Raw genomic sequence first — 26,535 nt, forward strand, 5'->3', positions numbered from 1 at the left:
TCTGGAAAACATTATGGCCTATATTACCCTAAGGGATGTCCAACTTGCTTTTGGCGGACCTGCCCTGCTCGATGGCGCGAACTTTAATCTAGAACGTGGCGAACGAGTCTGTTTAATTGGGCGTAATGGTGAAGGTAAGTCTACTTTACTTAAACTCATCGAGGGAAGCCTATTACCAGATTCTGGTGAAGTTTCCATTCAAAATGGTTTAACTGTCTCAATGTTAGCCCAAGACGTTCCAATGGACTCTGGCAAAGTAGCCGACATTGTGGCAGATGGTGCCGGAGAAGCGGCAGAAGTACTCAGGGCTTATCATGAAGCGACCGACGCTTGTATGCTAGGAGACATGGAAGCCTGTGACCGTATGGGTAACCTTCAGCATAAACTAGACCAGTTAGACGGCTGGGCACTAGAGAACAAGGTAAATGCTCTTTTAAGTAAAATGGGGCTTGATCCAAATGCAGACTTAGCAGACTTATCTGGTGGACGTAAACGCCGTGTTTTATTAGCGCGCGCTCTTTTGACACAACCAGACGTATTACTGCTCGACGAACCGACGAACCATTTAGATGTTGAAAGTATTGAATGGCTAGAAAAATTCTTACTCGATCAAAATAATTTAACGCTTCTGTTTATTTCACATGACCGTTCTTTTGTAGATAGTATTGCAACTCGAATTGTTGAACTCGATCGTGGCGTTTTACGCACGTATGAAGGCAACTATTCACGTTATTTAGAGCTTAAAGCTCAGCAAATGGAAGCAGAAGAAAAACAGAATGCTTTATTTGATAAAAAATTAGCAGAAGAAGAGGCTTGGATTCGTCAAGGTATTAAGGCTCGTCGTACCCGTAATGAAGGCCGCGTTCGTGCTTTAAAAGCTTTACGTGACGAATCAAAAGCACGTCGCTCACAACAAGGCAAAGTGAGTATGGCGACTCAAGACGCCAATCGTTCAGGTAAATTAGTCTTTGATATCGAAAACTTAAGCGTATCTTATGGTGACAATCTACTGATCAAAGATTTTTCTGCTCTTATCATGCGTGGTGACCGTATTGGTTTAGTCGGTGATAACGGTGTTGGTAAAACGACATTAATTAAAGCCATTTTAGGTACAATCGAACATGGTGGTTCAGTTAAAACAGGCACCCAGTTGGAAGTTGCTTATTTTGACCAATTGCGTAATGCCTTAGACCTTGAAAAAACAGTCATGGCCAACGTTTCAGAAGGCTCTGATTTTGTTGATGTGAATGGTAACCGTCGTCATATTTACAGCTACCTTCAAGACTTCCTATTTTCACCTGAACGTGCCCGTACTCCAGTAAAAGCACTTTCTGGTGGTGAACGAAATCGTATCTTACTGGCTAAATTGTTGCTCAAACCGTCCAATCTGATTGTAATGGATGAGCCAACCAATGATTTAGACATGGTTACACTCGAGCTTCTCGAAGAAATGTTATCCGATTACAAAGGAACCTTGCTTCTCATTAGCCATGACCGTGCCTTTATGGACAACGTGGTAACGTCGACGTGGGTATTTGATGGTAAAGGTAACATTGCAGAGTACATCGGTGGCTATCAAGATTATTTACAACAGCGTCCAGATGATAAAGTTGTAGATCAGAAATCTGATGTAAAAAAAGCTCAGGCAAAAGCTGAAGCTGAAAAAGCCGCAGCTCAGAACAGTGTTAAAAAAGTCAAACTTAGTTATAAAGATCAGCGTGAACTTGAACAATTACCCGCTGAAATTGAAAAGCTGGAAACTGAACAAGCTGAACTTTCAAATAAATTAGCTGATGGTTCATGGTTTGTGAGTAATGCTGATGCAGCAACAAAAGCAAGCCAACGTCTTACGGAAATTGACGAGTTATTACTTGAAAAATTGGAACGCTGGGACGTACTTGAACAAATGAGTAAAGGAAACTAATCAGCTTTACTTTCCTAAAAAGAACGTAAAAAGAGCCTCCTTAAATTTAGGGGGCTTTTTTATATTGCGAATATAAGCTTTTTAAAAATCAAATCCTATACATCACATAATGGTAATCGATTATATCTTTTCTATTTTCAGTATTTTAAAAATAGCCTTAGACTTGAATATAAGATTTATAAAAATAATTATGCTATACCTAACAACATAATAATATTGGAGTGTTTTCGCATGCTGGAGCTTTCTCAAATTTTGGCATTTGGACTAATTTGTTTGGCGATGGTACTCACTCCTGGCCCCAATATGATTTACCTGATTTCCCGCTCAATTTGCCAAGGGAAAACAGCAGGATTTATCTCTTTAGGCGGGGTAGCTGTAGGTTTTATCTTTTATATGCTTTGCGCATCTTTTGGTATTACGGCGTTAATTGTCGCTGTTCCCTACGCTTATGACACCATTCGGATTGCTGGTGCAATTTATTTACTTTGGCTTGCATGGAAAGCACTACGACCAAATGCCGCCCCTATTTTTAATCTAAAAGATTTATCAGTAGATTCCCCAGCTAAACTTTTTTTAATGGGTTTTGCGACCAACTTGCTTAATCCTAAAATTGCCATTATGTATTTATCTTTACTGCCACAGTTTATTCACCCCCAACAAGGCAGTATTTTATGGCAATCAATTCAACTTGGTACAATTCAAATTTTTGTAAGCGTTTCAGTAAATGCTCTTATTGTACTTTCTGCAGGTAGCATTGCACTTTTTCTACAACAAAAGCCTCTTTGGGCAAATATACAACGCTGGCTCATGGGAACTGTATTGGCCGGCCTCGCTGTTAAAATTCTTTTAGAAAATCGCCGATAACCCAGCCTTCTTATTTCATCCTCTCTTAACACTCAATTGAACAGTGTATTACGACGATAAATTCAGTTCGTGATACACTTTTGCCAGTTTTAACTTTTTGAAATCTTTTTATCGTTATGAGCCAAAAGCAGCCTTATACGCCCGGTGAGTTTCAATGGTCCTTTTTATTGCCTAAATATTGGGGTGTTTGGATTGCTATTGTTTTTTTAATGCTTTTGGCTATTTTACCGTGGGCCATACAATGGCGTCTGGCGCATGGTGTAGCGAATCTGGCTTGGAAATATTTAAAATCACGCCGTAAAACAACTATTCGTAATTTAGAAGTCTGCTTTCCTGAATGGTCTGCCGATAAAGTTCAGCAACAAGCGCAACAAGTTTTTGTCGACATGATGCTAGGCGTGTTTGAAACATTAAATGCTTGGTATAAACCTGATTGGTTCAAAAACCGAGTTACTATTGAAGGTTTAGAACATATTACAAATGCTCAAGCTCAGGGTAAAGGTGTTTTATTACTAGGCACTCATAGCACGCTTCTTGATGCAGGCGGCTATCTTTGTGCTCAATATTTTGAACCTGATGTTGTCTATCGCCCTCAAAACAACCCCTTACTCGACATGCTGATTTATCGTTGCCGTGGCACAATTTATAAAGCACAAATCGATCATGACGATATGCGTGGTTTAATTCGTCACCTTAAAGATGGCGATGCAATTTGGTATAGCCCAGATCAAGACTTTGGGCTCAAACAAGGCGTGATGGCACCTTTCTTTGGTGTACCAGCAGCCACAGTCACTGCACACCGCCGCTTATTGAAAATCTCAAAAGCAGTTGCTGTACCTTTATATTTCTACCGCCATGGAGACCTTAAGAACCCGAAATATCATGTTCTGATTGAACCTGCGGTCGACAATATGCCAAGTGAAGATGAAGTTGATGATGCAACACGCGTCAATAAAATTATTGAAAATCAACTTAGAATCGCACCAACTCAATATATGTGGTTCCACCGTCGCTTTAAAACACGTCCTGAAGGATATGAAGAAATCTATTAATAATCCTCAGTAACGGCCGCACGGTAGTAATAAACATCTAAATAATATCCAGTATGTACTATCGTGCGAAGGCGACAAGGATGTCGCCCGTTGGACTACGACATCACGGATGTGTCGTTAGTCCAACAAATGGTTTTGTTACTTTTGCCAAAACAAAAGTAAGGAGTAAACTCCAAATATTGAATGAATAAACTGTAAGACTCCGCTTTGCTACAACCTAAAGGCAAAAATAATGAAAGTGATGCAACTTCTCCCAGAACTCAACAGCGGTGGCGTAGAACGCGGCACACTTGAAATCGCACGTGCGCTTGTTGCACAAGGCCATCAGTCTATTGTTGTGTCCAATGGCGGGCGCTTAGTTTCACAGCTCGAAGCTGAAGGTTCTACTCACCTAACACTACCGATTCATAAAAAGTCACTTTCAAGCCTGTGGCAGATCCGGCCTTTACGCCAGCTTATTGAACAGCATCAGCCCAACATTGTTCATGTCCGTTCTCGTGTACCTGCATGGTTAACTTATTTTGCTTTAAGAAAAATACCTAAAAATAAACGCCCTCATCTCATTAGCACGGTGCATGGCTTCTACTCAGTCAATCGTTATAGCGCAATTATGACTCAAGCCGAGAAAGTCATTGCTGTTTCTGACAGCGTGGTTAAATACATCACTGACCATTATAAAAACTGCCCTCCCCAAGATATTGTTCGCATTTATCGAGGGATTGACCCAGCTGCTTTTCCGCATAACTATCACCCTCCAGCACAATGGTTTAATCAAGTTTTTAATGACTTTCCTGAACTCGAAAATAAATTTTTACTTTGCTTACCTGGCCGTATTACACGTTTAAAAGGCCATGAAAGCTTAATTGAACTTATGCAAAAACTAGGTGAACAATATCCTCAACTACATGCGGTTGTGGTCGGCGGTGCTGATACAAAAAAACAGGCCTATTTAAATGAGCTGCAAAGCACCATTCAAAGTAAAGGACTTGCAGATAAAATTACCTTCGTAGGACATCGCTCAGATATACGTGAATGGCTCGCTTTTAGCGATATTGTCTTATCACTATCTAATCAAGCTGAAACATTTGGTAGAACAGCCTTAGAAGCGCTCTCAGTAGGTACACCAGTCATTGGCTGGAACCGTGGAGGTGTTGCCGAGATTTTATCTAATGTCTATCCACAAGGTCTTGTTGAAGTAGAAAATGAAACGGCTTTACTGGAAACAGTGAAAAAACATATTGAGCAGCCTCAAGCCGTTGACCCCGTTACTATGTTTAGCTTGAAAGACATGTGTGATCAGACACTAGCTCTATATGAGTCAGTACTAAAATGACTCCATAAAAAAACCCGCGATCAACGCGGGTTTTTATTACAACTAGAAAAAGTCTGGTTTATTTAAACGATGCTTCATAAGCTGCTGCTTTTTCAGAGTCGTATTGTTTTTCCCATTTACTAATTACAAGTACTGCAAGTGCATTACCTACAACGTTCAACGCGGTACGTGCCATATCCATGATACGGTCAACACCTGCAATAAATGCCAAGCCTTCTACAGGAATACCAACACTACCTAATGTGGCAAGTAACACAACAAATGATACGCCAGGAACACCCGCAATACCTTTAGAAGTAATCATTAAAGTTACAACTAAAATGACTTGTTGGCTAATTGACATTTCGATACCGTAAAGCTGTGCAATAAAGATTGCTGCGATACTTTGGTAAAGCGTAGAACCATCAAGGTTAAATGAATAACCTGTTGGAATAACAAAACTAGAAATTGCTTTAGGCGCGCCATAAGCTTCCATCTTTTGCATAATACGCGGTAAAACTGTTTCTGAACTTGCAGTTGAAAATGCCAAAATCAATTCATCTTTTAAAATCTTAAGTAAGATAAAGATATTAATTCCGAACATTTTTGCAGTTAAACCAAGTACCACTAAAGCAAAGAACAAAATCGCACTATATACCAATACGACTAACTTGCCCAAAGGAATAAGTGAAGCGAAACCAAAGTTTGCAACGGTTACTGCTATCAGGCCGAATACACCCACAGGCGCATACTTCATGATGATATGCGTTACGCGGAACATTGTTTCTGAAACTGCATGAAACACATTCAACAATGGGTCTTTAGTGGTTGCTGGTAATGAAGATAACCCCACACCAAATAACACAGCAAAGAAAATCACAGGTAACATTTCGCCATGCGCCATTGAACTAATAATGTTCGTTGGGATAAGCGATAATATTGTTTGAATAAGACCATGTGACTGAGACTGAACTTCTTCAGTTGTATGCTTGTATTGAGAAATATCTGACTGCACCAACTGAGACATATCAATGCCTGAGCCTGGGTGGAAAATATTTGCTGCAACCAAGCCAACCAAAATAGCAATAGTCGTAATAATTTCAAAATAGAGAATGGTTTTAAAACCAAGTCGTCCTAAACTTTTCGTACTGCCAACACCGGCAATACCTAAAATTAAGGTTGAGAAAACGATTGGAATAACAATCATTTTAATCAAGCTAATAAAAATCTTACCCAATGGAGCAAGAAAATTATTCACAATACTATCTTTGATTTCAGGCTGGTTATGTAAAACAGCCCCGACAACTATCCCTAGGATTAAAGCAATTAAAATTTGCCAAGCAAGGCTAAATTTAAAATTCTTCATAAGACAATCCTTATGCACCGCAAAGTATCAAATATGAGAGGGAGAAGACCACTAGCTAAGAGTGAAACCTCAATATGTACAGTAATTTCCAAACAGAAACTTAAATGCACAAACAAATCACAGCTCGCCGCTCCGGCGAGATAAACAACAATGCCTGTTGACGATCCAACATGTCAACGATCGGCACATTCTATTGAGATTTGCCAATTAAACAACCCCAATTTATATCTAAATAAAACAAATACCATGCTGATAGATAAAAAAACCAAAAAAACAATTACTTAAACAGAATAAAAATTGTATCTCTTCCTAAAAAAACAGCCAAAGTATTAGAAAAACTTACTATTGATATGCGTAGTTAAAAAGTTTTAAAAATTAAATATTTCTTAAAAAGAACAAAAATTACAACAACTTGTGACTATCTATTCAATAAACAATGTCTAGAATTCACTTTATGAAAGGCTCAGGTAAATGCAGTTAACTTATGCCGAAAAATATAGAATGAATCTCTTTCCATCTCAGCTATAAAAGCTACAACCTACCCTTTAAATATTTTAAATCTAACCATAAGCCAAATTATGAAGGGCCAAAAAACCGTATTGATAATATCGTGTACACTTGCGCCAACTCGCCAATAACCGTAATTTATCAGATCATCACGGGCATCAAACAACTCTGCACCAACAGCAATAATAATAGTTGCCCATATTGCCCAAGACGATTTCAATTGACGATGATGAAAAAAGGCAACTATAAAAAATACAGCTAAGCCAGCATAGATATGTAAGGCATCACGCGCTAGATCAGTTAAATTAACAATATAAATTTTGAACTCTTGAAAGTTTGATAAATACATAGCTGTTTATTTTCTTGATATTTAAAAAAGCATAACCCGAGTTCTGCGTCCTGCAAAACTCGGGTAAATGAGGTTGTGCTTTCAGGTTAATCGTTATTTTTATCGTTTCCGTTCCAACATCTGATCCGTGATGCTATTCCATATCAGCTTAATGTATCCTTACGTGGGATCGTCCATTCCCGTTTCCGTGTGCCGATGAATGTAGAATACGTTTTTTATAACCATCTGCCTATTCGCCCTAGACTCAAATCTTTGTACGATATTGCTTACATTTCATTTTCATATACTTTTCTCTTTATAAGGCTGTGCGATTTCATCAGTCACTATTTTCTCTTCTTTTTCAGCCTTTGCAATTCCTTCTTGTATAGCGGTTTGAGCCTCTTCTTCATCGGTTTGAGTTTGTTCCAACTCTTCTTGAATCTGTTCAAATAATCGTCCTGTCTGCAACACAACATACACAGGAAAATGATCAGATCCAATATGTGGCAATCGTTGCATTTTAACTAAACCAAAGTCTGTACTATGAAAAATATGGTCTAAAGACCAACGCAGTAATGGATAATCTGCATGAAAAGTATTAATGAAATGTCGGCCAACCCGTGGGTCAAGTAATCCGCTAATACGTTGAAATAAACGGGTAGTACGTGACCACGCTACATCATTTAAATCCCCCATAACAATGCAGCTTTCATCTAAGTCTTTAATCTGATCCCCAACAATTAAAAGCTCGGCATCTCGTAAAGTCGAATCTTTCGCCTCAGTTGGACTCGGTGGCTTTGGGTGCAAACAATATAACTGGACTGACATTCCTGAACGCAGCGTTACAGTGGTGTGAATCGAAGGAATTTCATCACTCAAAATAAATTTAACTTCAGTATTAGATAAAGGTAAACGGCTATATAAATGCATTCCGTATAGATTATCTAAAGGCACTGGAACGCGATAAGGATAATCTTCTTCAATTTCTTTTAAAGCATTTTCCCACGTCTTATCACTTTCCAGTGTAAGCAGTAAATCAGGCTGTAATGTCTGAACCTGTTCAAGAAGTAAATGATATTTATCATTAGGGGTTAGAACATTCGATACAATTAATGAAATTTGCTTTTGCGGATCTAATTGAGACCGTCTCACCTGTTTAACCTGTTTTTTCCAGAGCAAGGTATAAGGCAAAACCATTTTAAGCTGATAGGCGATGGCAGCGATGAGCACAGCAAGCAATATTTCACGCCATAGATTCCATTCGGTAGGCCAAAACAGCATTCCGACAAAGGCTAATAGTCCAACAAATAAAATCTGCAAACGGGGGAAATCGGCGCCTCGAAACCACCACTCATCACGAGGAATAAGTGACCAGAAACTTAACCAAATCACCAGACCAGCTAAAACTTCGATATAAATCATTGAATTTTCTCTTTTAAGATGATTTGATTTTTAAATTTTTTGTCATCTTTATCAATTTTGTATGTAACATAAACAAGATATTCTACTCAATAAACATGGTGTTTTCTTTCTGTAACGCTTGCAGTTGTGGACACTTTTGATACACTCAACTCCCCCTAACAATTTTAACGCACCGAGGCAAAATGACATGAAAGTAGGTCTGGTCGGTTGGCGCGGGATGGTCGGTTCCGTCCTTATGCAACGTATGGTTGAAGAGAATGATTTTGCTCATATTGAGCCATTTTATTTCTCTACCAGTAATGCAGGTGGTGAAGCTCCTTCATTTGGTGGTAAGACTGCCCCAGCACTTATGGAAGCTACAGACATTAATAGTCTGAAGCAAATGGATGTCATTATTACCTGTCAAGGTGGTGACTATACGTCTGAAGTTTTCCCACAGTTAAAAGCAACTGGTTGGAATGGCTACTGGATTGATGCAGCCTCTACTTTACGTATGTCAGATGATGCAATCATCGTTCTTGACCCAGTAAACCTTAACGTTATCAAAGACGGCTTGGTTAACGGCACCAAAACTTTCGTAGGCGGTAACTGTACAGTATCGCTTATGTTGATGGGTGTAGGTTCACTTTTCCAAAATAATTTGGTGGAGTGGATGACTGCTATGACTTATCAAGCAGCATCAGGCGCTGGCGCACAAAACATGCGTGAGCTAATTACTGGTATGGGCTACTTATATAACAATACCAAAACATTGTTAGATGATCCTAAATCTGCAATTTTGGATATTGATCGTCAAGTTGCTGAGTTACAACGTGGTGAAGGTTTCCCATCTGCTAACTTTGGCGTGCCATTAGCTGGTTCGTTGATTCCTTACATTGATAAGCAACTTGAAAGCGGTCAGTCAAAAGAAGAGTGGAAAGGTCAGGTTGAAACCAACAAGATCTTGGGTAATTCACAAATTGTTCCAATTGATGGTCACTGTGTCCGTATTGGCGCGATGCGTTGTCACTCTCAAGCATTGACGATCAAGTTGAAAAAAGATGTCCCACTTGATGAAATCGAAGATATGATTCGTACTTCAAACCAATGGGCGAAAGTTGTACCAAACACTCGTGAAGCGTCTATGACTGACCTTACACCTGTTGCTGTAACTGGTACTTTAACTGTACCTGTTGGCCGTTTGCGTAAACTTAATATGGGTAAAGAATATTTAGGCGCATTCACAGTAGGTGACCAATTACTTTGGGGCGCTGCTGAACCTTTACGTCGCATGTTACGTATCTTAGTAGAATATAAGAACTCATAATTTGGTCTGAATTATTCAGTCAAAACAAAAAGCCGATCACATTAGATCGGCTTTTTCGTAACTGGTTTGTGAAAAATTTACAATTTATTTACATTTCATTATTGTATAATTTTGAACGACTTTACGACTTATTAGGTCATGGATTGAGATGACTGTTTATAACAAATTAAAAATTGCCATTTTCACCATTATGTCTTCGCCTTCTATTTATGCGATTACATTAGACCCTATACAAATTCAGTCCGCGCCCGGCGATTTGTTATATGCAGAAATGAACTTCCAGCAAGCTGATCCCAATTCCACTTTGCAAGTCAGTTTAGCAACCCCCGAAGATTTAAGTGCTTTGGACGTAACTCATCAGCCGCCGGGAAATCTTAATTTTTATACACGCCAAAATGGTCAAGGTTCTGGGGTTATTGTTATTACCTCATCCCGCCCTGTTATTGATCCTGAACTCAATATTGTTGTAAAAATCAGTGAAGGCTCTGCAACTCGTTTGCAGCATATCAAAACTGTAATTAAGCCCTCTTCTATAAAAAAGACCGAAAATAACGAAAGTACTTTATCACCTCAGCTTGTCCTGAATGAAAAGGATATTGCTTTAAATCTGCCAGAAAGTACCCAATATGCTTCATTAACTTCGCCCCCAACTACAATAAACTCAAATAGTGAACAAAGTCTTAATATCAACGCTGGGACTGCCCCCGCGATAAATACGAATTCAACTCCCTCACTTAGCGAAAAATCTTCGGCTCAGGCAGCTCAACAAATTGCAATAAGTCCTACTCCTGATCAGGCGAAAACCAAAGCTCTCACTAAGTCAGATGCAAATAATTCACCAAAAACGTCGGTTAAAAATTTAGCAGTACAAAAGAAGTCTGTTTCATCCAAAAAGCTCAGTCAAAATTCTGCAAAGAAACAAACCCTAAGTTCGTCTAGAGGACCAATAACTTCAGGTAAATATGTAGTACAACACAATGAGTCTTTATGGAGCATTGCTAATCGTATTGCAGCGAAAACCAAACAGCCAGTTGCGAAAGTCATGCACGATATTCAAAAACAAAACCAGCATGCTTTTATCCAAGGTGATGTAAACCGTTTACGTCAGGGAATCGCTCTAAAACTCTCCCACACTCCTGCCACTAAAACTCAGCAAAATAAATCAAAAACAGAAATAACGCGTACTGCAAAATCACCTTCTGGCCAAGCTAAATACCGTTTGCAACAAGCAGAAATGAGTATCGTGGCTGAAAACAGCCAAAATTCTACCCATGGAAGTGCTAAAAAGAACACACAACAAAGTCAAAACAATACTGAGTTAGCAGTAAAAGTTATGACAAAAAGAGAAAAAAACGTTACATTACAAAGGAATGTAACCAAACTGAATCAAACTTTACGTTTAAAAGACCAGCGTATTCAACTTTTGAATGCACGTTTGGCAGAGTTACAACAGCAGTTACAAGCACAGCAGCAAACTCATAAGCAAAAACATTAAGTTAAAACCAGAGTTAGCTCGCTTTATATTGCAAATATTTATTTTTTAAGGGGAAAGTAATGCTATATGTGATTCCGTTCATCATATTACTCGTGGTCGCTGTTATTTTAAAAAAACGCGAGAATAGCCAGAAACAAGAGGCCACCTCCCCTAAAACGCTAAATAAAAAAACCAATAAAAAAGCAAACTCTAAATCGAGTAAAAACTCCCGTGAAAAAAGTAAAGCACATGAGGTAGAAGAAACACTTCTAGCTATTCCACAGAGCAGTCCTGTTCCAGAAGCTGTACGTCAAAAAATCCAACAGCTCATTCAAGAAAAGCAATATTCAGCCGCTGAAGCTCAAGTGAATCAGGCGTTAAAAAAAGATAATACTCAACATGAGCTTTATTTATTATTGCTTGAAGTTCATATTGCACAGAAAGATGAATTTGCCATAACGCAATTGATTAGTCATATTCGTAGCTTGACATTAAATAAAATAGTGGCTCAAGCAGAAACTAGACAAAAAGAATATGAGTCTTCAAGACAATCTGATGCCATCGATTTCCCTCAAGCTCAAACATACAAAGAACCAAAAAATACACCTGACACAACAGCTCAGTTTGACCAATTAACAACAAGTTCTTCTGAAGCTTCTTTCGATGACTTGCAGAAAGACTATACACCTGTAAAACAAGAACCTGCTGTTGAAGTTGAACCTCTAGAATTTAATTTCTCATTTGAGCAAAAAACAACAGAAATCGGTTCTGCTAAACCTGAAGATAAAATTAGCACTGAAACAGACAGTGAAACAAATGACTTAAATACTTTAGAGTTTTCATTTGATTTAGAGTCTATCCCAAATAAAGCAGAAAAGTCTTTTGAGACTACCTCTGAATTGTCTGTTGAAACAATCAAAATTGATACAACCGCTACGCCAGACATTGATCTTGATTTTAGTGATTTTTCAATAGATAAAGACACTGCTTCACAAAGCAATATCTCTCAAGAAACCGTCTTAGAAGAAAATATTCAAACTCAGCCGTTATCAATTGAAACCCTTGAGTTTTCGTTAAACCCTATAGAGTCTGAAGATAACCAACCGAATTTAAATGAATCAGAACTTAGTCTTGAAAACAACGACCCACTTGTCCAAGCTTTTCCAGAATTAAAACAGTTAGATGAAAATGAACTCGACTTACAACTTGCAGAGCAGTACATCAAGTTAGGTGCTTACCCAGCCGCTCATGCTTTGTTGGCAAGTAATGAGCAAAAATTCAACACAGAGCAACAACAACGTGCGAAAAATCTACTAAATCGCATAGCTTCTTAAAGCTGATCGTTTTACCATAAGCAGTCAAAGATGACTGCTTTTATGCCTGAAAAAGATGAAAAAAATAGCCTTATTTTATATGGGTGGTACTTTTGGTTGTGTAGGTGAACCTTTAGCGCCTATGCCTTATGACCAGTTTTTGCCTCAACTTGAGAAAGTTATACCGCCTCACTTAACGGTTGACTGTTTTGCTGCACCCAATATTGTAGATAGCAGCGCTTGTACAGCGCCTGATTGGCTACGTCTTATTCAACGTATACAACAGCTCCAACTCGAAGGCTATCAGCACTTCGTCGTTATTCATGGTACAGATACACTCAGTTATGCTTCTGCGACTCTAGCTCGTTTTTTAGGACAGAGTTGTCATGTGGTTATTACTGGCAGTCAATATCCTCTTCTTAACATTCAAGGAGATAATACCCGTGAGTTTACTGATGCAATTGATAATTTATATCTTGCATTAGAGCAGGCGATTAGCTTACCAGTGGGTACTTACCTTGCTTTTCATCATCAAGTATTTCATGCACAAACTGTGTTAAAGACACATACGACTGAACTTGACGCTTTTTCCGGCCTTAAAGCTGAGTCTGAATTTACACCTCAGCAAAATAGGCTGATTGTGCAAGATACGCAAATCGAGCGTGCAGCATCTTTTCAAATTTTGAATTGGATGATGCAACCTATCGCGACTACTCAACTTGTTCAGCAATTACGAAACTTACTGCCAGCCCCACCTCAATTTTTAGTATTACAGGGTTTTGGTACTGGAAACATAGCCGTTAACCAAGAGTTACTAGCAACATTAGATGAGCTCTATACACATGGCTGCGTTCCAGTTCTTACCACTCAGGTTACCTTTGGTGGTATTGATCAGCGCTATGCGATTAGTGAGTGGACCAAAACTGCAAAAATTGTCATTAGTGATGCACATAGTCATGCAGATCTCTATGCAAAAGCACTTCAAATCTATTTAAAATACTCAACCCCAGAACAGTGGCTCAGCCATTGGAACGAAAATTTGCATTAAATAGAGGTAAAGCTATGCAACGTTATGCAGTCGGTATTGAATTTAGCGGAGTTCAATATCGAGGTTGGCAAACACAACAGCCAGGCGTTGCCAGCGTACAAGAAACTATTGAACGTGTGCTTAGCAAAGTCGCAAATGAACCTATAGCACTTCATGGTGCTGGTCGTACCGATGCAGGAGTACATGCGACAAATATGGTGGCACACTTCGATACGCATGCCATTCGTCCAGAAACGGGATGGTTAAGAGGAGCAAACAGCCAGCTACCTAAAGATATCTCCATTCAGTGGATTAAACTGATGGATGAAAGTTTTCATGCCCGCTTTAAAGCGACTGCTCGACGTTACCGCTATATTATATATAACACCCCTCATCGGCCTGCACTATTACATAAACAGGTTACTCACATTTACCAACAGTTAGATGTGAAAAAGATGATTGAAGCAGCCAGCAAATTTGAAGGGACTCATAACTTTGAAAGCTTCCGCGCAGCAGCCTGCCAGTCAAATCAGCCTGTTCGACATGTAAAACATTGCCGTTTATTTGAACATGGGCGCTATTTGGTTCTAGATATTCAAGCAGATGGCTTTTTACACCATATGGTTCGCAATATTGTTGGATGTTTACTCGAAATTGGACAAGGCATGTATGAAGTTGGCCATATCGATGCAATGTTTGCTGCACAAGATCGTAAGGCGGCAGGAGTAACAGCCCCACCCGACGGTCTTTATTTTATTCAGTGTAACTATCCTGAGCAATTTGATTTGCCACAGCCGCCACTTGGCCCACATTGGCTAAACTTACCTGAGTAAGCTTAGCCTGCTCGAGTTGTACTTAATCTAGCGATGCTGTTTGCGTTTCCGGTATTCAACTGGTGTCTCATTTGTCCAGCGTTTGAATGCCCGATAGAACGTACTTGGTTCAGAGAAGCCCGTTAAATATACAATACGTTCAACACTCTCACTGGTATTGGCCAAAAGCTTTTTAGCCAAACGACAACGATAGTCAGAAAGTATTTGCTGAAAACTGGTATTGGCTTCGCTTAGCTGAGTACGTAAGCGGCGCGGTGTAATATTTAACTGAGCTGCAACTGTCTCTAGAGTTGTTTCTCCGCTTTCCAGCGTTGAACCAATTGCTCTACGAACTTCACCCACCAAATCATAACGCGCTAACTCTTGCAATTTTTCAATCGCAAGCTGCTCATGCAATTGCAATAACTCCGGCTCTGCCTGCCAAAGCTGAAAATCTAGAATAGCTGGATCAAAATATAAACGTGTTTCTTTTTGACCTAAACTGACCGGACAACCATATACGCGGAAATACTCATCCTCGGCTGCGCCTTCGCTGAAGTTAAAATCGATAAAAATCGGGTGAAATTGCCCTTCAGTAATAAATTTAAAAAATCTAAGAATGCCCGAAATTGCACATTCAGAGAAATGTCGATTAACAAGATTATCAGCACCGATCTGTTCGCCATTGGTTAAATAACAGCGTCCTTCTTCAATCACCAGTTTCGCATCAAATGCGTCACTAATAAGGCGCTGATAAGCCAAAGCCCGCTTTAGGCCTTCACCAAAGGTATCACTACTAATAAATAGATGTTCAATGACCTGACCACGATACAAAGGCAAATGTTCGCCTAAATGCAGACCGATATCTGGATCTTTACTGACTTCCTGAGCAGCAGTCCAAAAGGCGTACTGTGCACTTAACGGTGTACGTGCATTTGTATCAACCTGATTTAAAGCAACTCCCGCTTTGGTTAATATTTCTTCTGTTGGCAATCCCGCACGACGAATCGCTTGATAGCCAAAGCGTAATACAACTGATGCATCTGTTAGCTGACCCACGCAGTGCCCTTCCATGTAGATACTTCATTGATATTTAGGGCCGTTGACTTTTACGCAATTAACAGTCCCTAATAACTATGATTTTAGATTAGCGTTGATTGACCGAACTGACAACAGAATTACACTTCTTTTGTGAAAAAAATTACATCTTTTTTTATTAGTCATACTTTAACCAGATGCTTGGGTAGAAGTATGTCTATCTTGTTTTTTTTAAATAAATTGACTATAATTTGCGCCTTCCCAATTTGATCATCAGGTAGGCTATGGCCAATAAAGAGGAACTCATTGAGTTCGAAGGCGTTGTCACCGAAACGCTTCCTAATACGATGTTCCGTGTACGTCTTGAAAACGGTCACGAAGTTATTGCACACATTTCTGGTAAAATGCGTAAACACTATATTCGTATTCTTACTGGCGACAGTGTAAAAGTCGAAATGACACCATATGACTTGACTAAAGGTCGTATTACGTACCGTGCTCGCTAATTAGTGAATGCAAAAAAGCCACTTCATAATGTGGCTTTTTTATTGCGTCATTTATTCACTTAAGCGACTGGTTTTACATCCTACCGTTTGGCATTCACGCAACCTTTCTTGCAGCCAATGGTTTCTTTCCTGCGTTGTCTGTAAACGACATTGCACGTCTACGCTATTCCTATTTGAATCTGTACACTCAGCATCACGTTGACGTATCCATGCGAGCTGAGATTTCTTAAGAATATTTTTTTGCGCGGTATTTAACTTTACTCGCAATGCTTGATAATTCTTATTCAGGTCTGCATCTGCACTTGCATAAATTTTATTTGTACAATAAATATCATCATAAGTATTACGGGTACTATCACAGTTATCAGCGTAGACGACAGTCATTCCTAAACTGCATAAAAATGCAAAAGCAATTTTTCTCATACTTTTCTTCCTTAAGTTTTCTATGAAATTATTATTAGAACGGTTTGAATGTAAGGATAAGTCTAAAGATAAGTACACCTTTCATTTATCATAATCCTCCTTTTTTACTTTACAAGTATTCAAATCCAACCTATTGTTCTTTAATAACAAATATAATTTTTTTATTGAGATAAAAATGAATATAGATACCCGATATCAAATTGGCCTACTTTGTTTAATCATGATGAATGTGAACGGTTGCACTAGCCATCCACACCTATCTGTAAATTTACAAGAATATTTAAAAGGGTTTCTCGGCAAACCTGCCGCAACCATTCAACAAGATCTAAATCTAAGAAGTCTTGGTTTTCAGGTATTAAAAACACCGCAAAAAACGCAAGATCAGCTGATTTATACCATTCTACGGCCGATAAATATCCCAATTCCTATGGTGAGTAATGTCGATATGAGAGGTAATTCGGTCGCTATACAGTCAGGTAATCTTGGTGGTAATTCTTACGATGTGAATTTCAACTGCAAAGTTATTTTTCAGCTTAAGAATAATATTGCACAGTCTATTCAATATGAAGGTAAAGCTTGCTAAAACATAGGCATAAAAAAACGCAGCGTTGAGCTGCGTTTTTTTATAAGAAACTTTTAAGCAAGAGCAGCGACAACTGCCTCACCCATCTCGGCTGTACCCACTTTTGTCATACCTTCAGACATAATATCTGCTGTACGCAAGCCTTGATCAAGTACTTGACCGACCGCATCTTCAATTGCTTTTGCGGCAGCTTCTTCACGGAATGTATAGCGAAGCATCATTGCAACCGAAAGAATAGTTGCTAATGGATTCGCCACATTTTGACCTGCAATGTCAGGTGCAGAACCATGACAAGGTTCATACATGCCTTTGCCATTTTCATCTAAAGAAGCTGATGGCAACATGCCGATTGAGCCTGTAAGCATTGCCGCTTCATCAGATAAGATATCGCCAAACAAGTTACCAGTTACGATCACGTCAAACTGTTTTGGTGCACGTACAAGCTGCATTGCAGCATTGTCGACATACATATGAGAAAGCTGAATGTTTGAATAACTCGCTTGCTGCAAATCAGTAACGGTCTGCTTCCAAAGTTCTGTTACTTCTAAAACGTTCGCTTTATCGACTGAACAGACTTTACCACCACGTAATCCTGCAAGTTCAAAAGCAACTTTTGCAATGCGCTTAATTTCACTTTCAGAATAAACGTCAGTGTTATAGCCTTGTTTTTCACCGTTTTCGAGTTCACGGATACCACGTGGCTGGCCAAAATAGATACCGCCAGTAAGCTCACGAACAATCAGAATATCTAAACCAGCAACAATTTCAGGTTTTAAGCTAGAAGCGTCTGCCAATTGCGGATATAAAATCGCTGGGCGTAAGTTAGCAAACAAGTTGAGTTCACTACGAATTTTTAAAAGACCACGTTCAGGACGAATAGAACGCTCAATTGCATCCCATTTTGGTCCGCCTACTGCACCCAGTAAAATTGCATCAGCTTTTTTTGCCTGTTCACTCGTTACAGCGGGATACGGTTCGCCATGTGCATCAATTGCAGCGCCGCCCAATAGGCCATGTTCCCAAGTCAACGATAAATTAAATTTTTCATTTACTGTATTTAATACTTTTTCTGCTGCCCCAACAATTTCAGGACCAATACCATCACCAGCTAAAATTAAAATCTGTTTAGACATGAACTTTTTCCATTTTCCAAAAAACAAGCAGTGTTATGACTACCGCGGTGTTAGTTTTTTCTGTTCAAGGAACTCGCCTAGCCCTGTTGTTACATCAAATGGTCGACAAAAACGGCGAATCACACGCTCATCTTGCTCTAAATCGACACATAATGGATCTGGCACAGAAACATTCAGCAAACTACCCGAACGGTTAGTTTTGTCTCGGTACATTTTAAATGTATAGCGATGGTTGGCATTAAACTGGTGAATCACATGGATTGTTTCGGCCCGATCTGGAGAAATCGGATAGAAACGGATCACCACTTCATATTGTTTCGCAGGCACAGATAAATATAAACTGTTGGTTTGGCTAAGCACTGAACCGTGCAACCGTACAATTCCTTGATGAATTGCCTGATTACTAATTCGTCGTGTTTGTGCATCCACTACAGTAATATCATTGAGTCGTTCAAATTCACAACTCTTCGCGCCCGAACAATATATTGCTGCATTCTGCCCCAAATTTTCTTGTTCAGCCTGCTTAATACGGACAGTATCCACTACATTGTATGTGCTCTGACAAGCACTGAGTGTTATTGCGCACAGGCTCAACAAAAAGCTATGAGTAACGTTCCTCTTCATTGTTCAAGCCCAATCCTCATCTAGTGCATAATTTTAAGGTGTTTTTATGCTTTAGCATGTTAGCAAGAGTTTGAACGCTACGCCATGGCTATGTTTAAAATGTACCAAAAGGTTAATTTAACTCTTGGAATACCCAAGGACGAACCTGTTTAGTTTTTTCTTCATAAGCGCGAATTGCATCCGCATTTTGAAGCGTTAAACCAATATCATCCAAGCCATTTAACAAGCAATGCTTGCGAAATGGGTCAACTTCAAATTTAAAAGCTTCACCTGCTGGAGTACGCACTTCCTGAGCTGCTAAATCAATTGTTAATTGATATCCTTCATTGGCAGCACATTCTTTAAATAACTGATCAACAATTTCTTCTGACAAAATGACAGGTAACATGCCATTTTTGAAACAGTTATTAAAGAAAATATCAGCAAAGCTTGGCGCAATAACAGTACGAAAACCATATTCATTTAATGCCCAAGGCGCATGCTCACGGCTAGAACCGCAACCAAAGTTAGTACGAGCAATTAAAACATTTGCTCCTTGATAACGTGGCTGGTTCAAAACAAAATCCGGATTTTTTGGACGTACTGAATTATCTTGTCCCGGATAACCTTCATCTAAATAACGAAGCTCATCAAATAAGTTATCGCCAAAACCAGTACGTTTGATTGATTTCAAAAACTGTTTTGGAATAATTAAATCTGTATCAACATTGGCACGATCTAATGGTGCAACGATACCTTGTTCAACTGTATAAGCTTTCATGGTTTGCTCCAGACCGAATTAAAATGAACGAACATCAACAAAGTGACCTGCGATTGCAGCCGCTGCCGCCATTGCTGGACTCACCAAGTGAGTGCGACCACCATTGCCTTGACGACCTTCAAAGTTACGGTTAGACGTCGATGCGCAGTGTTCACCTGGTTGTAATTTATCTGCATTCATTGCTAAACACATTGAACAACCCGGTTCGCGCCATTCAAAACCAGCTTCTAAGAAGATTTTATCCAAGCCTTCTTTTTCTGCCTGTTGTTTTACCAAACCTGAACCCGGAACAATCATGGCTTGCTTAATGCTAGATGCTACTTTACGGCCTTTTACTACTTCTGCTGCTGCACGGATATCTTCAATACGAGAGTTAGTGCAAGAACCAATAAAGACACGGTCAAGTTGAATATCAGCTAAAGCCTGACCTGCATTTAAGCCCATATATTGATAAGCGCGCGTCCAGTCATTGCGTTGAACATCATCTTTTGCTTGTTCTAAAGTTGGTACAGCTTCAGTGACCGGAATAACCATCTCAGGTGAAGTTCCCCAAGACACTTGTGGTTCGATCTCTGCACCATTTAATTCAACGACTGCATCAAAAACAGCATCTTCATCTGAATGCAAAGTGTCCCAGTAAGCAACTGCTTGTTCCCATTGCTCGCCTTTTGGTGCATAGCTACGGCCTTTCACGTATTCAACGGTTTTGTCATCGACAGCAACCATGCCTACACGAGCACCTGCTTCAATCGCCATGTTACATACCGTCATACGCCCTTCAATCGACATATCACGGAACACCTGACCACCAAATTCAATCGCGTAACCCGTACCACCTGCGGTACCAATTTTAGCAATAATTGCCAACACCACATCTTTTGGTGTTACACCTTTGCCTAGCACGCCATCTACACGGATTAACATATTTTTAGATTTTTTCTGAATCAAACATTGTGTGGCTAAAACATGTTCAACTTCAGATGTTCCAATACCATGTGCCAAGCAACCAAAAGCACCGTGTGTTGCTGTATGTGAATCACCACACACCACGGTCATGCCGGGTAAAGTTAAGCCCTGTTCAGGTCCTACTACGTGCACAATCCCCTGACGGATATCGTTAATATTAAATTCAACAATATTAAAGGCTTTACAATTGTCATCTAAGGTTTGAACCTGAATACGAGACGTCTCATCTTCAATACCCGCGATGCCTTGCTCACGTTCCTTTTTAGATGTTGGAACGTTATGGTCTGGTGTAGCAACGTTTGCACTTAAACGCCATGGTTGACGACCCGCAAGTTGCAAACCTTCAAATGCTTGTGGACTAGTCACTTCATGCAATAAATGACGGTCAATATAAAGTAAACATGAGCCATCATCACGCTGTGAAACAACGTGGTCATCCCACAATTTGTCATATAAAGTTTTGCCTGCCATGTCGTCTTGCTCCATTGGACTGGGTAATTCTAATCTTTCTTCGATTATAGCCAGAGTTTTACATAAATCTAATTTATCATTTTTATAAATTAGAAAACTTTTTAGAATGAATCATAATCCCTTCCATACACATCAAATTTAATAAATCGTTTTTGTTAATGATTATCATTTGCATAATCAATTTTTAATCTTATACTCTAAACTCTATACTAAAAATATCAAAAGTGGCTAAAGAGAATGATCATGGCTAAAATCCAAAAATTTGTTATCAATAATCAACGTACTTTAAAGAAAACATTCAGCTATTACATTATGCATATTAGTGTAGCAATGCTAGTTGCTTATCTAGTCACAGGTAACCTATGGATGGCTTTAACATTAAGTATGCTCGAACCAACCGTACAAGCATTTGCGTTTTTCTTTCATGAAAAAGTATGGGCTGCTAAAGATCGTCGCATTTCAGCTTTAGCAAAGGAAGAAACAACAGCTTAGGCTAAGATTAGTGCGGTAATTCACAACTTTCTAACTCGTTTCGCTGCAAGCATGATACGATTTTGGCTTGGTAACTTTAGCCCCTCGATTTTTCTATTCCAAGTTGAGTTGTATTATGAATCTTGCAGCCTTTGAAGCTTTTGTAAAAGTTATGGAAACAGGGTCTATCTCTGTGGCAGCAGATCAACTATTCATTACTCAACCGGCTGTAACCAAACGGATTCACAGTTTAGAAGAATATTTTGGTGTAAAACTATTTGAGTCGGCAGGCCGTGGGGTTCAAGCAACTCATGCTGCTCATTCACTATTACCCAAAGTTAAAAACTGGCTAAATGAGCTTGGCGATATCCATCACACTCTCAGCCATGAACAAACTCAGATACAAGGTCGTTTAAAAATTGGAACGAGTCATCACATTGGCTTGCATCATTTACCCGCGCCCCTTAAACACTTTGTTCAACAATTTCCGCAAGTGACTTTAGATGTGCATTTTGTTGACTCAGAGCAAGCGCACGAAAAAGTACTCGCTGGTGATTTAGAATTAGCATTTTTAACACTTCCCCCTTCAGGTGATGATCGCCTTAACTACATTACCATCTGGAATGACCCTTTAGTTTTTGTTGCTGCCCCTTTTCATCCACTGGCACAAAAAACGAATCTGACCTTACAAGACCTCATTGAATACCCAAGCTTGTTACCCGCCGCACAAACTTACACTGCTCAAATCACTTTAGCCGAGTTTGAAAAACAAGGGCTTAAACCTAAAATCACCATGAGCAATAACCCGCTTGAGTCTATTCGTATGCTGGTGTCTATTGGTTTAGGTTGGTCAGTTTTGCCAAAAACTTTACTGAATCAAGATATGCAGCAGCTTGATTTAGATGTAGAAATGAATCGTCAGTTAGGCATGGTATGGCATCCTGCACGTACTCAATCTAGAGCTATGCAAGAACTGATTAAAATGATGCAGGATGCATAAAAAACTCTCATTTGATGCACCTAATTTATTTTATCCAAGCTGCAATAGGCTTCGAATTTGTTGCACCATTTGGTTTTCATCAAGCATATGATGTGAAATGGTCATCGTTAATAGTTGATCTGATCGAAAATGGCGGTCAACTTCAAGCATAACGTGAGTTTGATTAGGTTCAGCAACGAAAGAGACCTCAACCTCATTAAACCCACTAAACATATGTGAAGAGACAAATTCAAGCTCTTGGTAGCAACCAATTGTTGACCTGAAATTTCGCGCAGTAAGTTGACCTTTTTCTACATCAACTGTTGATAAAATAAAGCCACATCGCTGCATAGCCTGTAAAAACATTTGCATAGCGGGGGTTGGCAGCACTTTTAGATAATCACGATCAGTTGCATCTAATCCCCAATCAACATCCATATGGGTTTGAATCCAAACACGTGTACCATTTCGTCGACAGGCAACTTCTGTAATAGGTGTCTCAAATGGTAATTGAATACTGAAAGGAAAAGAATGTGCCTGATGGGCCGGCAATAAAAATCGAGAATTCACTAACCACTCTTGTAAGACCAAAGGTTGATTAAACTCATGGTCACCAGATTCAACTTCTGCCATCGTCATCAACTTCAAATAAAGACCATTAATCTCTTTATCAATTGACCCTCCTTTAAAGCTAATTTCCCCATGCAGTATCTCGCCTGCTTGCAAGTTTGGATTCTCTAAAACAGTTTCTACCGTTACGCCTTGAAGGCCCAAACCAGACATAATTTTATTAAACATTTTTTCTCTAACCTTTCGAATTATTTGATGTCATCTGTAGCAGCATACTTATTCTTAAAGCGCATCATCTCCAGCGAGCGGAATCTTACCATCTGTAACTTCATTCATAAATTGCTGATAATCGTTTAAATTGCGCTCTGCATACTCCTCTGCATACGTTTGTAATACTTCTACAATTGTACTGCCCTCTCCTAGATATCCCATAAGTACATCAGCATTTCCAGACTTAGCATGGGCATGAGCTAAAGCCAAACCACAACTTTCGGCATACTCATAGAAATACTCATCATCCATATCACTAAGATCAACCGAGATTTTCATATCACGTAACTGACGTACATGAAAATGTTGATTCGATGTTGAAGAAAATCCAAGAAAGATGTCACTAGCAGCTTGCATGAGTTGCTGACCATGTACCACGCGCTCACCTTCATGTTTTACTTTTTCTACAAATAATGGACTTAAAATCGATGGATTCGCTTCTTTCATTTGTAAAATTAACGGTTCCCGATCTGCGTCTTGAAACAATGCAATCGCGGATCGTGTACCCACACTACCGACACCAACCACTTTCAAAGCCACATCTGTCCGTTGATAACGATCAAAAAGTACTTGGCGATCATATTTCAAAGAATCACGATATTGCTGAAAGAATGCATTAATATCTTTACTGAAAGGTTCATCTGCATTTGGATGCCATAATAACGGCACATCATCCACAAAATAGCGAAATCCTGTATCTTGATCTTGCTGAGTGAGCTTCGGTAAAACAGAATATGCATTTCTCTTCTGCGCTGAATCAAGATGCTTCTCGCGTTTCTTTCTCAGTTTTCGGCATTCAGTATTTTCTAATAAGGTACTGGCATCAACTTTTTCATACCAAACTTGTAGAGGCGAAAGTTCCGTATTTTCTAATAAGTGCTGACGATAACTATTTAACATCGTTTTAATTGCTTTTAAACCAACCTTATCTGCAAGATCAATATCATGAGCCGCAATCACAAAACTGGTAGCTAAACGCTTTAAATCCCATTCAAATGGGGCCACCAACGTCTCATCAAAATCATTGATTCCAAACAACAGATTACGCTCTGGGCTAGCAAACCCACCAAAATTACTTAAATGGCAATCTCCACAAATCTGTTGAAATAAGCCTGAGCTCACCTGTTCCCAAGCCTGATCAAAAAGCATTAAAGAAGGCATACCACGATAAAATGTAAAGGGTGAAATACTCATTCGTTTTGCACGAATTGGTTTGAGCTGCTCTAAACGTCGTTGGTTACTCCAATCATAGATTGTTAAAGCAGTTATACCTTTTGGTCGCTCAGAAAGCTCTGACAGTTGTTCTCGCGGAACTTTTTTACGTTGAGCCTTACCTAATTTGAAGCCTTCACTTTTATTAAGTAATTTCCCTTGATAGCTATGACGTGTTAAATCAATACTTTCATCATTCCAAAGTTGTTTTGGTAATTTAATTTGTGCTTTTTTTGGCATTATTCCCTCATATTTAAATTAAAAATTTTTATATTATTAAACCTTTGCCAAGGCAAAATTTATTTTTTATTAGACATACTTATATCTACTTTTGGAACAAGATTTATAAAAAAATATTCAAAAGATGATTTTAAATATAATTAATTAAGAGTTGGAAGACCTCAAAGCTTTGTAAGCTACTCTTCCAACTCCACAATCTTAAATCGACCAGTCCTGAATTTCCCAATTATTTTCTTGAGCCAGCTTTTCAAGGCGATCATCAGGATTCACTGCAATCGCGTGAGTTGCATATTCAAGTAAAAAACGATCATTAATTGAATCTGAATAAGCCCAAGACTCAGACACGCTACGACCTTCCAACCACCCATCTAGACGTGCAAGCTTGCCCTTTTGATAACACGCTAAACCAGCAACTTTACCTGTATATTTCCCCTCAGCAACTTCAGCATTGGTTGCCAAAATTTCTGTAATACCAAATTCGCGAAAAATCGGCGCAGTAATAAAATCACTTGTTGCAGTAATTCCAACAATCGTATGTCCTAAGTCCTGATGTTTTTTGATGGCATCAAAACCTTTTGGACGCATTTGTGGGCGAATCACTTTTTGCATGAACAACTGGTGAAGCTCAGTTAAGTAGTTATTGTCGTGCTTTGTTAAAAATCCAAAGACAAACTCATTATAAGCATATGGGTCAAGTTGCCCTGCTTTGTAATCTTCATAAAATTTATCATTCATCTGACGATGATGAACCGGATCAACCAAACCTTCATTGACTAAAAATTCACCCCAAGAATGGTCTGAATCGGTATTTAACAAGGTGTGGTCTAAATCAAACAACGCCAGTTTCATGAAAATTCTCGTTTAAACTGAAATTTAAGAAAAAAAATGTAAATCTATCTCCGCTAGTCGATAGAAATTCGTTAAGATCGTAGCAATTTAAACATTTTACTTTGATCTTTTCGAGCTGGACATAAAAAAGTGTTTGTCCCCGCGATTAAAGTCAACGATATAGACAATATTTAGGTAGCCAAATGATCGATTCAGAAGGTTTCCGACCGAACGTCGGGATCATTTTGGCAAACGATGATGGACAGGTTTTATGGGCAAAGCGCATTGGTCACAATGCTTGGCAATTTCCACAAGGAGGCATTCAGTTTGGAGAAACCCCTGAACAGGCACTTTTTCGAGAACTGAGAGAAGAAATCGGCTTATTGCCCGAACATGTCCAGATTATTGCGCAAACCAAAGGTTGGTTGCGTTATCGTTTGCCACATCGTTACATTCGGTCAGACTCTGACCCCGTATGTATCGGACAGAAACAAAAATGGTTTTTACTGAAATTAAATGCGTCTGCAAAAAATATTCAGTTAAACCTCTCCGACCCGCCCGAATTCGATGAATGGCAGTGGGTCAGCTATTGGTATCCTCTTGGACAAGTGGTGAACTTCAAGCGTGACGTTTATCGTAAAGCCATGGTGGAGTTGTGTACACAGTTGCCGGTGCAACAATTACCCTAAAAATCATTTATCTAGCAAATGATTTTTATTAAAAGTGCTGTTATAAATACATTCATAGTCTAAAA

26 protein-coding genes are annotated in these 26,535 nt (G+C 39.2%); 14 read left to right on the top strand and 12 right to left on the bottom strand.

The features are described 5' to 3' along the window. Window positions 1–13: 13 nt before the first annotated feature. From KTH84_RS11895 to KTH84_RS11910, 4 genes are all read left to right on the top strand, one after another. Window positions 14–1,924 (top strand): ATP-binding cassette domain-containing protein, encoded by a 1,911-nt coding sequence (locus KTH84_RS11895; RefSeq protein WP_262473242.1) that lies wholly within the window; start codon window positions 14–16, stop codon window positions 1,922–1,924. A 231-nt stretch (window positions 1,925–2,155) separates the two neighbouring features. After that, the gene (locus KTH84_RS11900) at window positions 2,156–2,788 is read left to right on the top strand and encodes a LysE family translocator (protein WP_133975528.1); all 633 of its coding nucleotides are present in this window, start codon (window positions 2,156–2,158) and stop codon (window positions 2,786–2,788) included. 116 nt (window positions 2,789–2,904) lie between these two features. Next, the gene (gene lpxL, locus KTH84_RS11905) at window positions 2,905–3,840 is read left to right on the top strand and encodes an LpxL/LpxP family Kdo(2)-lipid IV(A) lauroyl/palmitoleoyl acyltransferase (protein ID WP_133975530.1); all 936 of its coding nucleotides are present in this window, start codon (window positions 2,905–2,907) and stop codon (window positions 3,838–3,840) included. Between the two features lie 232 nt (window positions 3,841–4,072). Then, complete coding sequence (locus tag KTH84_RS11910; RefSeq protein ID WP_133975532.1) at window positions 4,073–5,173, top strand: glycosyltransferase family 4 protein; 1,101 nt, start codon at window positions 4,073–4,075, stop codon at window positions 5,171–5,173. 58 nt (window positions 5,174–5,231) lie between these two features. Here KTH84_RS11910 and gltP read toward each other — a convergent pair whose 3' ends face one another. The 3 genes from gltP to KTH84_RS11925 form a co-directional block, all read right to left on the bottom strand. Next, window positions 5,232–6,518 carry a glutamate/aspartate:proton symporter GltP gene (gltP, locus tag KTH84_RS11915; protein ID WP_133975534.1) on the bottom strand — a complete coding sequence of 429 codons (1,287 nt, stop codon included), beginning with the start codon at window positions 6,516–6,518 and terminating at the stop codon, window positions 5,232–5,234. 538 nt (window positions 6,519–7,056) lie between these two features. Continuing rightward, window positions 7,057–7,374, bottom strand: a complete 318-nt coding sequence (locus KTH84_RS11920; RefSeq protein WP_262473245.1) for a hypothetical protein — start codon at window positions 7,372–7,374, stop codon at window positions 7,057–7,059. A gap of 279 nt (window positions 7,375–7,653) precedes the next feature. Then, window positions 7,654–8,775, bottom strand: coding sequence for an endonuclease/exonuclease/phosphatase family protein (locus KTH84_RS11925; RefSeq protein ID WP_262473247.1), 1,122 nt, complete (start codon window positions 8,773–8,775; stop codon window positions 7,654–7,656). Window positions 8,776–8,962: 187 nt separating this feature from the next. Here KTH84_RS11925 and asd point away from each other — a divergent pair, with 187 nt between their 5' ends. The 5 genes from asd (at window position 8,963) to truA (ending at window position 14,728) form a co-directional block, all read left to right on the top strand. Continuing rightward, complete coding sequence (asd, locus tag KTH84_RS11930; protein ID WP_042894691.1) at window positions 8,963–10,081, top strand: aspartate-semialdehyde dehydrogenase; 1,119 nt, start codon at window positions 8,963–8,965, stop codon at window positions 10,079–10,081. A gap of 148 nt (window positions 10,082–10,229) precedes the next feature. After that, window positions 10,230–11,576, top strand: coding sequence for a FimV family protein (locus KTH84_RS11935; protein WP_262473249.1), 1,347 nt, complete (start codon window positions 10,230–10,232; stop codon window positions 11,574–11,576). A gap of 59 nt (window positions 11,577–11,635) precedes the next feature. Further along, a complete protein-coding gene (locus tag KTH84_RS11940; RefSeq protein WP_262473251.1) occupies window positions 11,636–12,889 on the top strand; it encodes a hypothetical protein in 1,254 nt (417 codons plus the stop codon). Between the two features lie 55 nt (window positions 12,890–12,944). Beyond that, window positions 12,945–13,916, top strand: a complete 972-nt coding sequence (locus tag KTH84_RS11945) for an asparaginase (RefSeq protein ID WP_133975544.1) — start codon at window positions 12,945–12,947, stop codon at window positions 13,914–13,916. 14 nt (window positions 13,917–13,930) lie between these two features. Beyond that, on the top strand, window positions 13,931–14,728 hold the full coding sequence (truA, locus tag KTH84_RS11950; protein WP_262473253.1) for a tRNA pseudouridine(38-40) synthase TruA: 798 nt from the start codon (window positions 13,931–13,933) through the stop codon (window positions 14,726–14,728). Window positions 14,729–14,755: 27 nt separating this feature from the next. Here truA and KTH84_RS11955 read toward each other — a convergent pair whose 3' ends face one another. Continuing rightward, complete coding sequence (locus KTH84_RS11955; RefSeq protein ID WP_262473254.1) at window positions 14,756–15,766, bottom strand: AraC family transcriptional regulator; 1,011 nt, start codon at window positions 15,764–15,766, stop codon at window positions 14,756–14,758. 263 nt (window positions 15,767–16,029) lie between these two features. Here KTH84_RS11955 and infA point away from each other — a divergent pair, with 263 nt between their 5' ends. Beyond that, window positions 16,030–16,251 (top strand): translation initiation factor IF-1, encoded by a 222-nt coding sequence (gene infA / locus KTH84_RS11960; protein WP_001284370.1) that lies wholly within the window; start codon window positions 16,030–16,032, stop codon window positions 16,249–16,251. 51 nt (window positions 16,252–16,302) lie between these two features. Here infA and KTH84_RS11965 read toward each other — a convergent pair whose 3' ends face one another. Continuing rightward, window positions 16,303–16,674, bottom strand: coding sequence for a lysozyme inhibitor LprI family protein (locus KTH84_RS11965; protein ID WP_262473255.1), 372 nt, complete (start codon window positions 16,672–16,674; stop codon window positions 16,303–16,305). Between the two features lie 175 nt (window positions 16,675–16,849). On the opposite strand from KTH84_RS11965, the gene KTH84_RS11970 reads away from it, so the two are divergent. Further along, complete coding sequence (locus KTH84_RS11970; protein WP_262473257.1) at window positions 16,850–17,257, top strand: hypothetical protein; 408 nt, start codon at window positions 16,850–16,852, stop codon at window positions 17,255–17,257. A gap of 53 nt (window positions 17,258–17,310) precedes the next feature. Here KTH84_RS11970 and leuB read toward each other — a convergent pair whose 3' ends face one another. From leuB to leuC, 4 genes are all read right to left on the bottom strand, one after another. Then, window positions 17,311–18,390: a 3-isopropylmalate dehydrogenase gene (leuB, locus tag KTH84_RS11975; RefSeq protein ID WP_004640985.1), complete on the bottom strand. Its 1,080-nt coding sequence runs from the start codon at window positions 18,388–18,390 to the stop codon at window positions 17,311–17,313. 39 nt (window positions 18,391–18,429) lie between these two features. Continuing rightward, window positions 18,430–19,014: a hypothetical protein gene (locus tag KTH84_RS11980; protein WP_133975550.1), complete on the bottom strand. Its 585-nt coding sequence runs from the start codon at window positions 19,012–19,014 to the stop codon at window positions 18,430–18,432. A 112-nt stretch (window positions 19,015–19,126) separates the two neighbouring features. Beyond that, window positions 19,127–19,774 carry a 3-isopropylmalate dehydratase small subunit gene (leuD, locus tag KTH84_RS11985; RefSeq protein ID WP_262473260.1) on the bottom strand — a complete coding sequence of 216 codons (648 nt, stop codon included), beginning with the start codon at window positions 19,772–19,774 and terminating at the stop codon, window positions 19,127–19,129. A gap of 18 nt (window positions 19,775–19,792) precedes the next feature. Beyond that, a complete protein-coding gene (leuC, locus tag KTH84_RS11990) occupies window positions 19,793–21,211 on the bottom strand; it encodes a 3-isopropylmalate dehydratase large subunit (RefSeq protein ID WP_262473262.1) in 1,419 nt (472 codons plus the stop codon). A 237-nt stretch (window positions 21,212–21,448) separates the two neighbouring features. Here leuC and KTH84_RS11995 point away from each other — a divergent pair, with 237 nt between their 5' ends. Together KTH84_RS11995 and KTH84_RS12000 are read left to right on the top strand one after the other, a co-directional pair. After that, window positions 21,449–21,703, top strand: coding sequence for a DUF2061 domain-containing protein (locus KTH84_RS11995; protein ID WP_171459075.1), 255 nt, complete (start codon window positions 21,449–21,451; stop codon window positions 21,701–21,703). A gap of 115 nt (window positions 21,704–21,818) precedes the next feature. Next, the gene (locus tag KTH84_RS12000) at window positions 21,819–22,682 is read left to right on the top strand and encodes a LysR family transcriptional regulator (RefSeq protein WP_133975557.1); all 864 of its coding nucleotides are present in this window, start codon (window positions 21,819–21,821) and stop codon (window positions 22,680–22,682) included. Window positions 22,683–22,712: 30 nt separating this feature from the next. On the opposite strand, the gene KTH84_RS12005 is transcribed toward KTH84_RS12000, so the two are convergent. From KTH84_RS12005 to KTH84_RS12015, 3 genes are all read right to left on the bottom strand, one after another. After that, complete coding sequence (locus KTH84_RS12005) at window positions 22,713–23,459, bottom strand: sporulation protein (protein WP_262473264.1); 747 nt, start codon at window positions 23,457–23,459, stop codon at window positions 22,713–22,715. Between the two features lie 54 nt (window positions 23,460–23,513). Beyond that, on the bottom strand, window positions 23,514–24,953 hold the full coding sequence (locus KTH84_RS12010; protein ID WP_262473265.1) for a DUF2252 domain-containing protein: 1,440 nt from the start codon (window positions 24,951–24,953) through the stop codon (window positions 23,514–23,516). Window positions 24,954–25,151: 198 nt separating this feature from the next. Continuing rightward, a complete protein-coding gene (locus KTH84_RS12015; RefSeq protein ID WP_262473267.1) occupies window positions 25,152–25,802 on the bottom strand; it encodes an HAD family hydrolase in 651 nt (216 codons plus the stop codon). A gap of 182 nt (window positions 25,803–25,984) precedes the next feature. Between KTH84_RS12015 and KTH84_RS12020 the strand changes: the two genes are divergently transcribed. Further along, entirely contained in the window at window positions 25,985–26,470 is a 486-nt protein-coding gene (locus KTH84_RS12020) for an RNA pyrophosphohydrolase (RefSeq protein ID WP_133975565.1), read from the top strand. The last annotated feature ends 65 nt before the right edge of the window (window positions 26,471–26,535 follow it).

The sequence above is a fragment of the Acinetobacter sp. WU_MDCI_Abxb74 genome (genome assembly GCF_025513915.1).
Taxonomy (GTDB): Bacteria; Pseudomonadota; Gammaproteobacteria; order Pseudomonadales; family Moraxellaceae; genus Acinetobacter; species Acinetobacter calcoaceticus_C.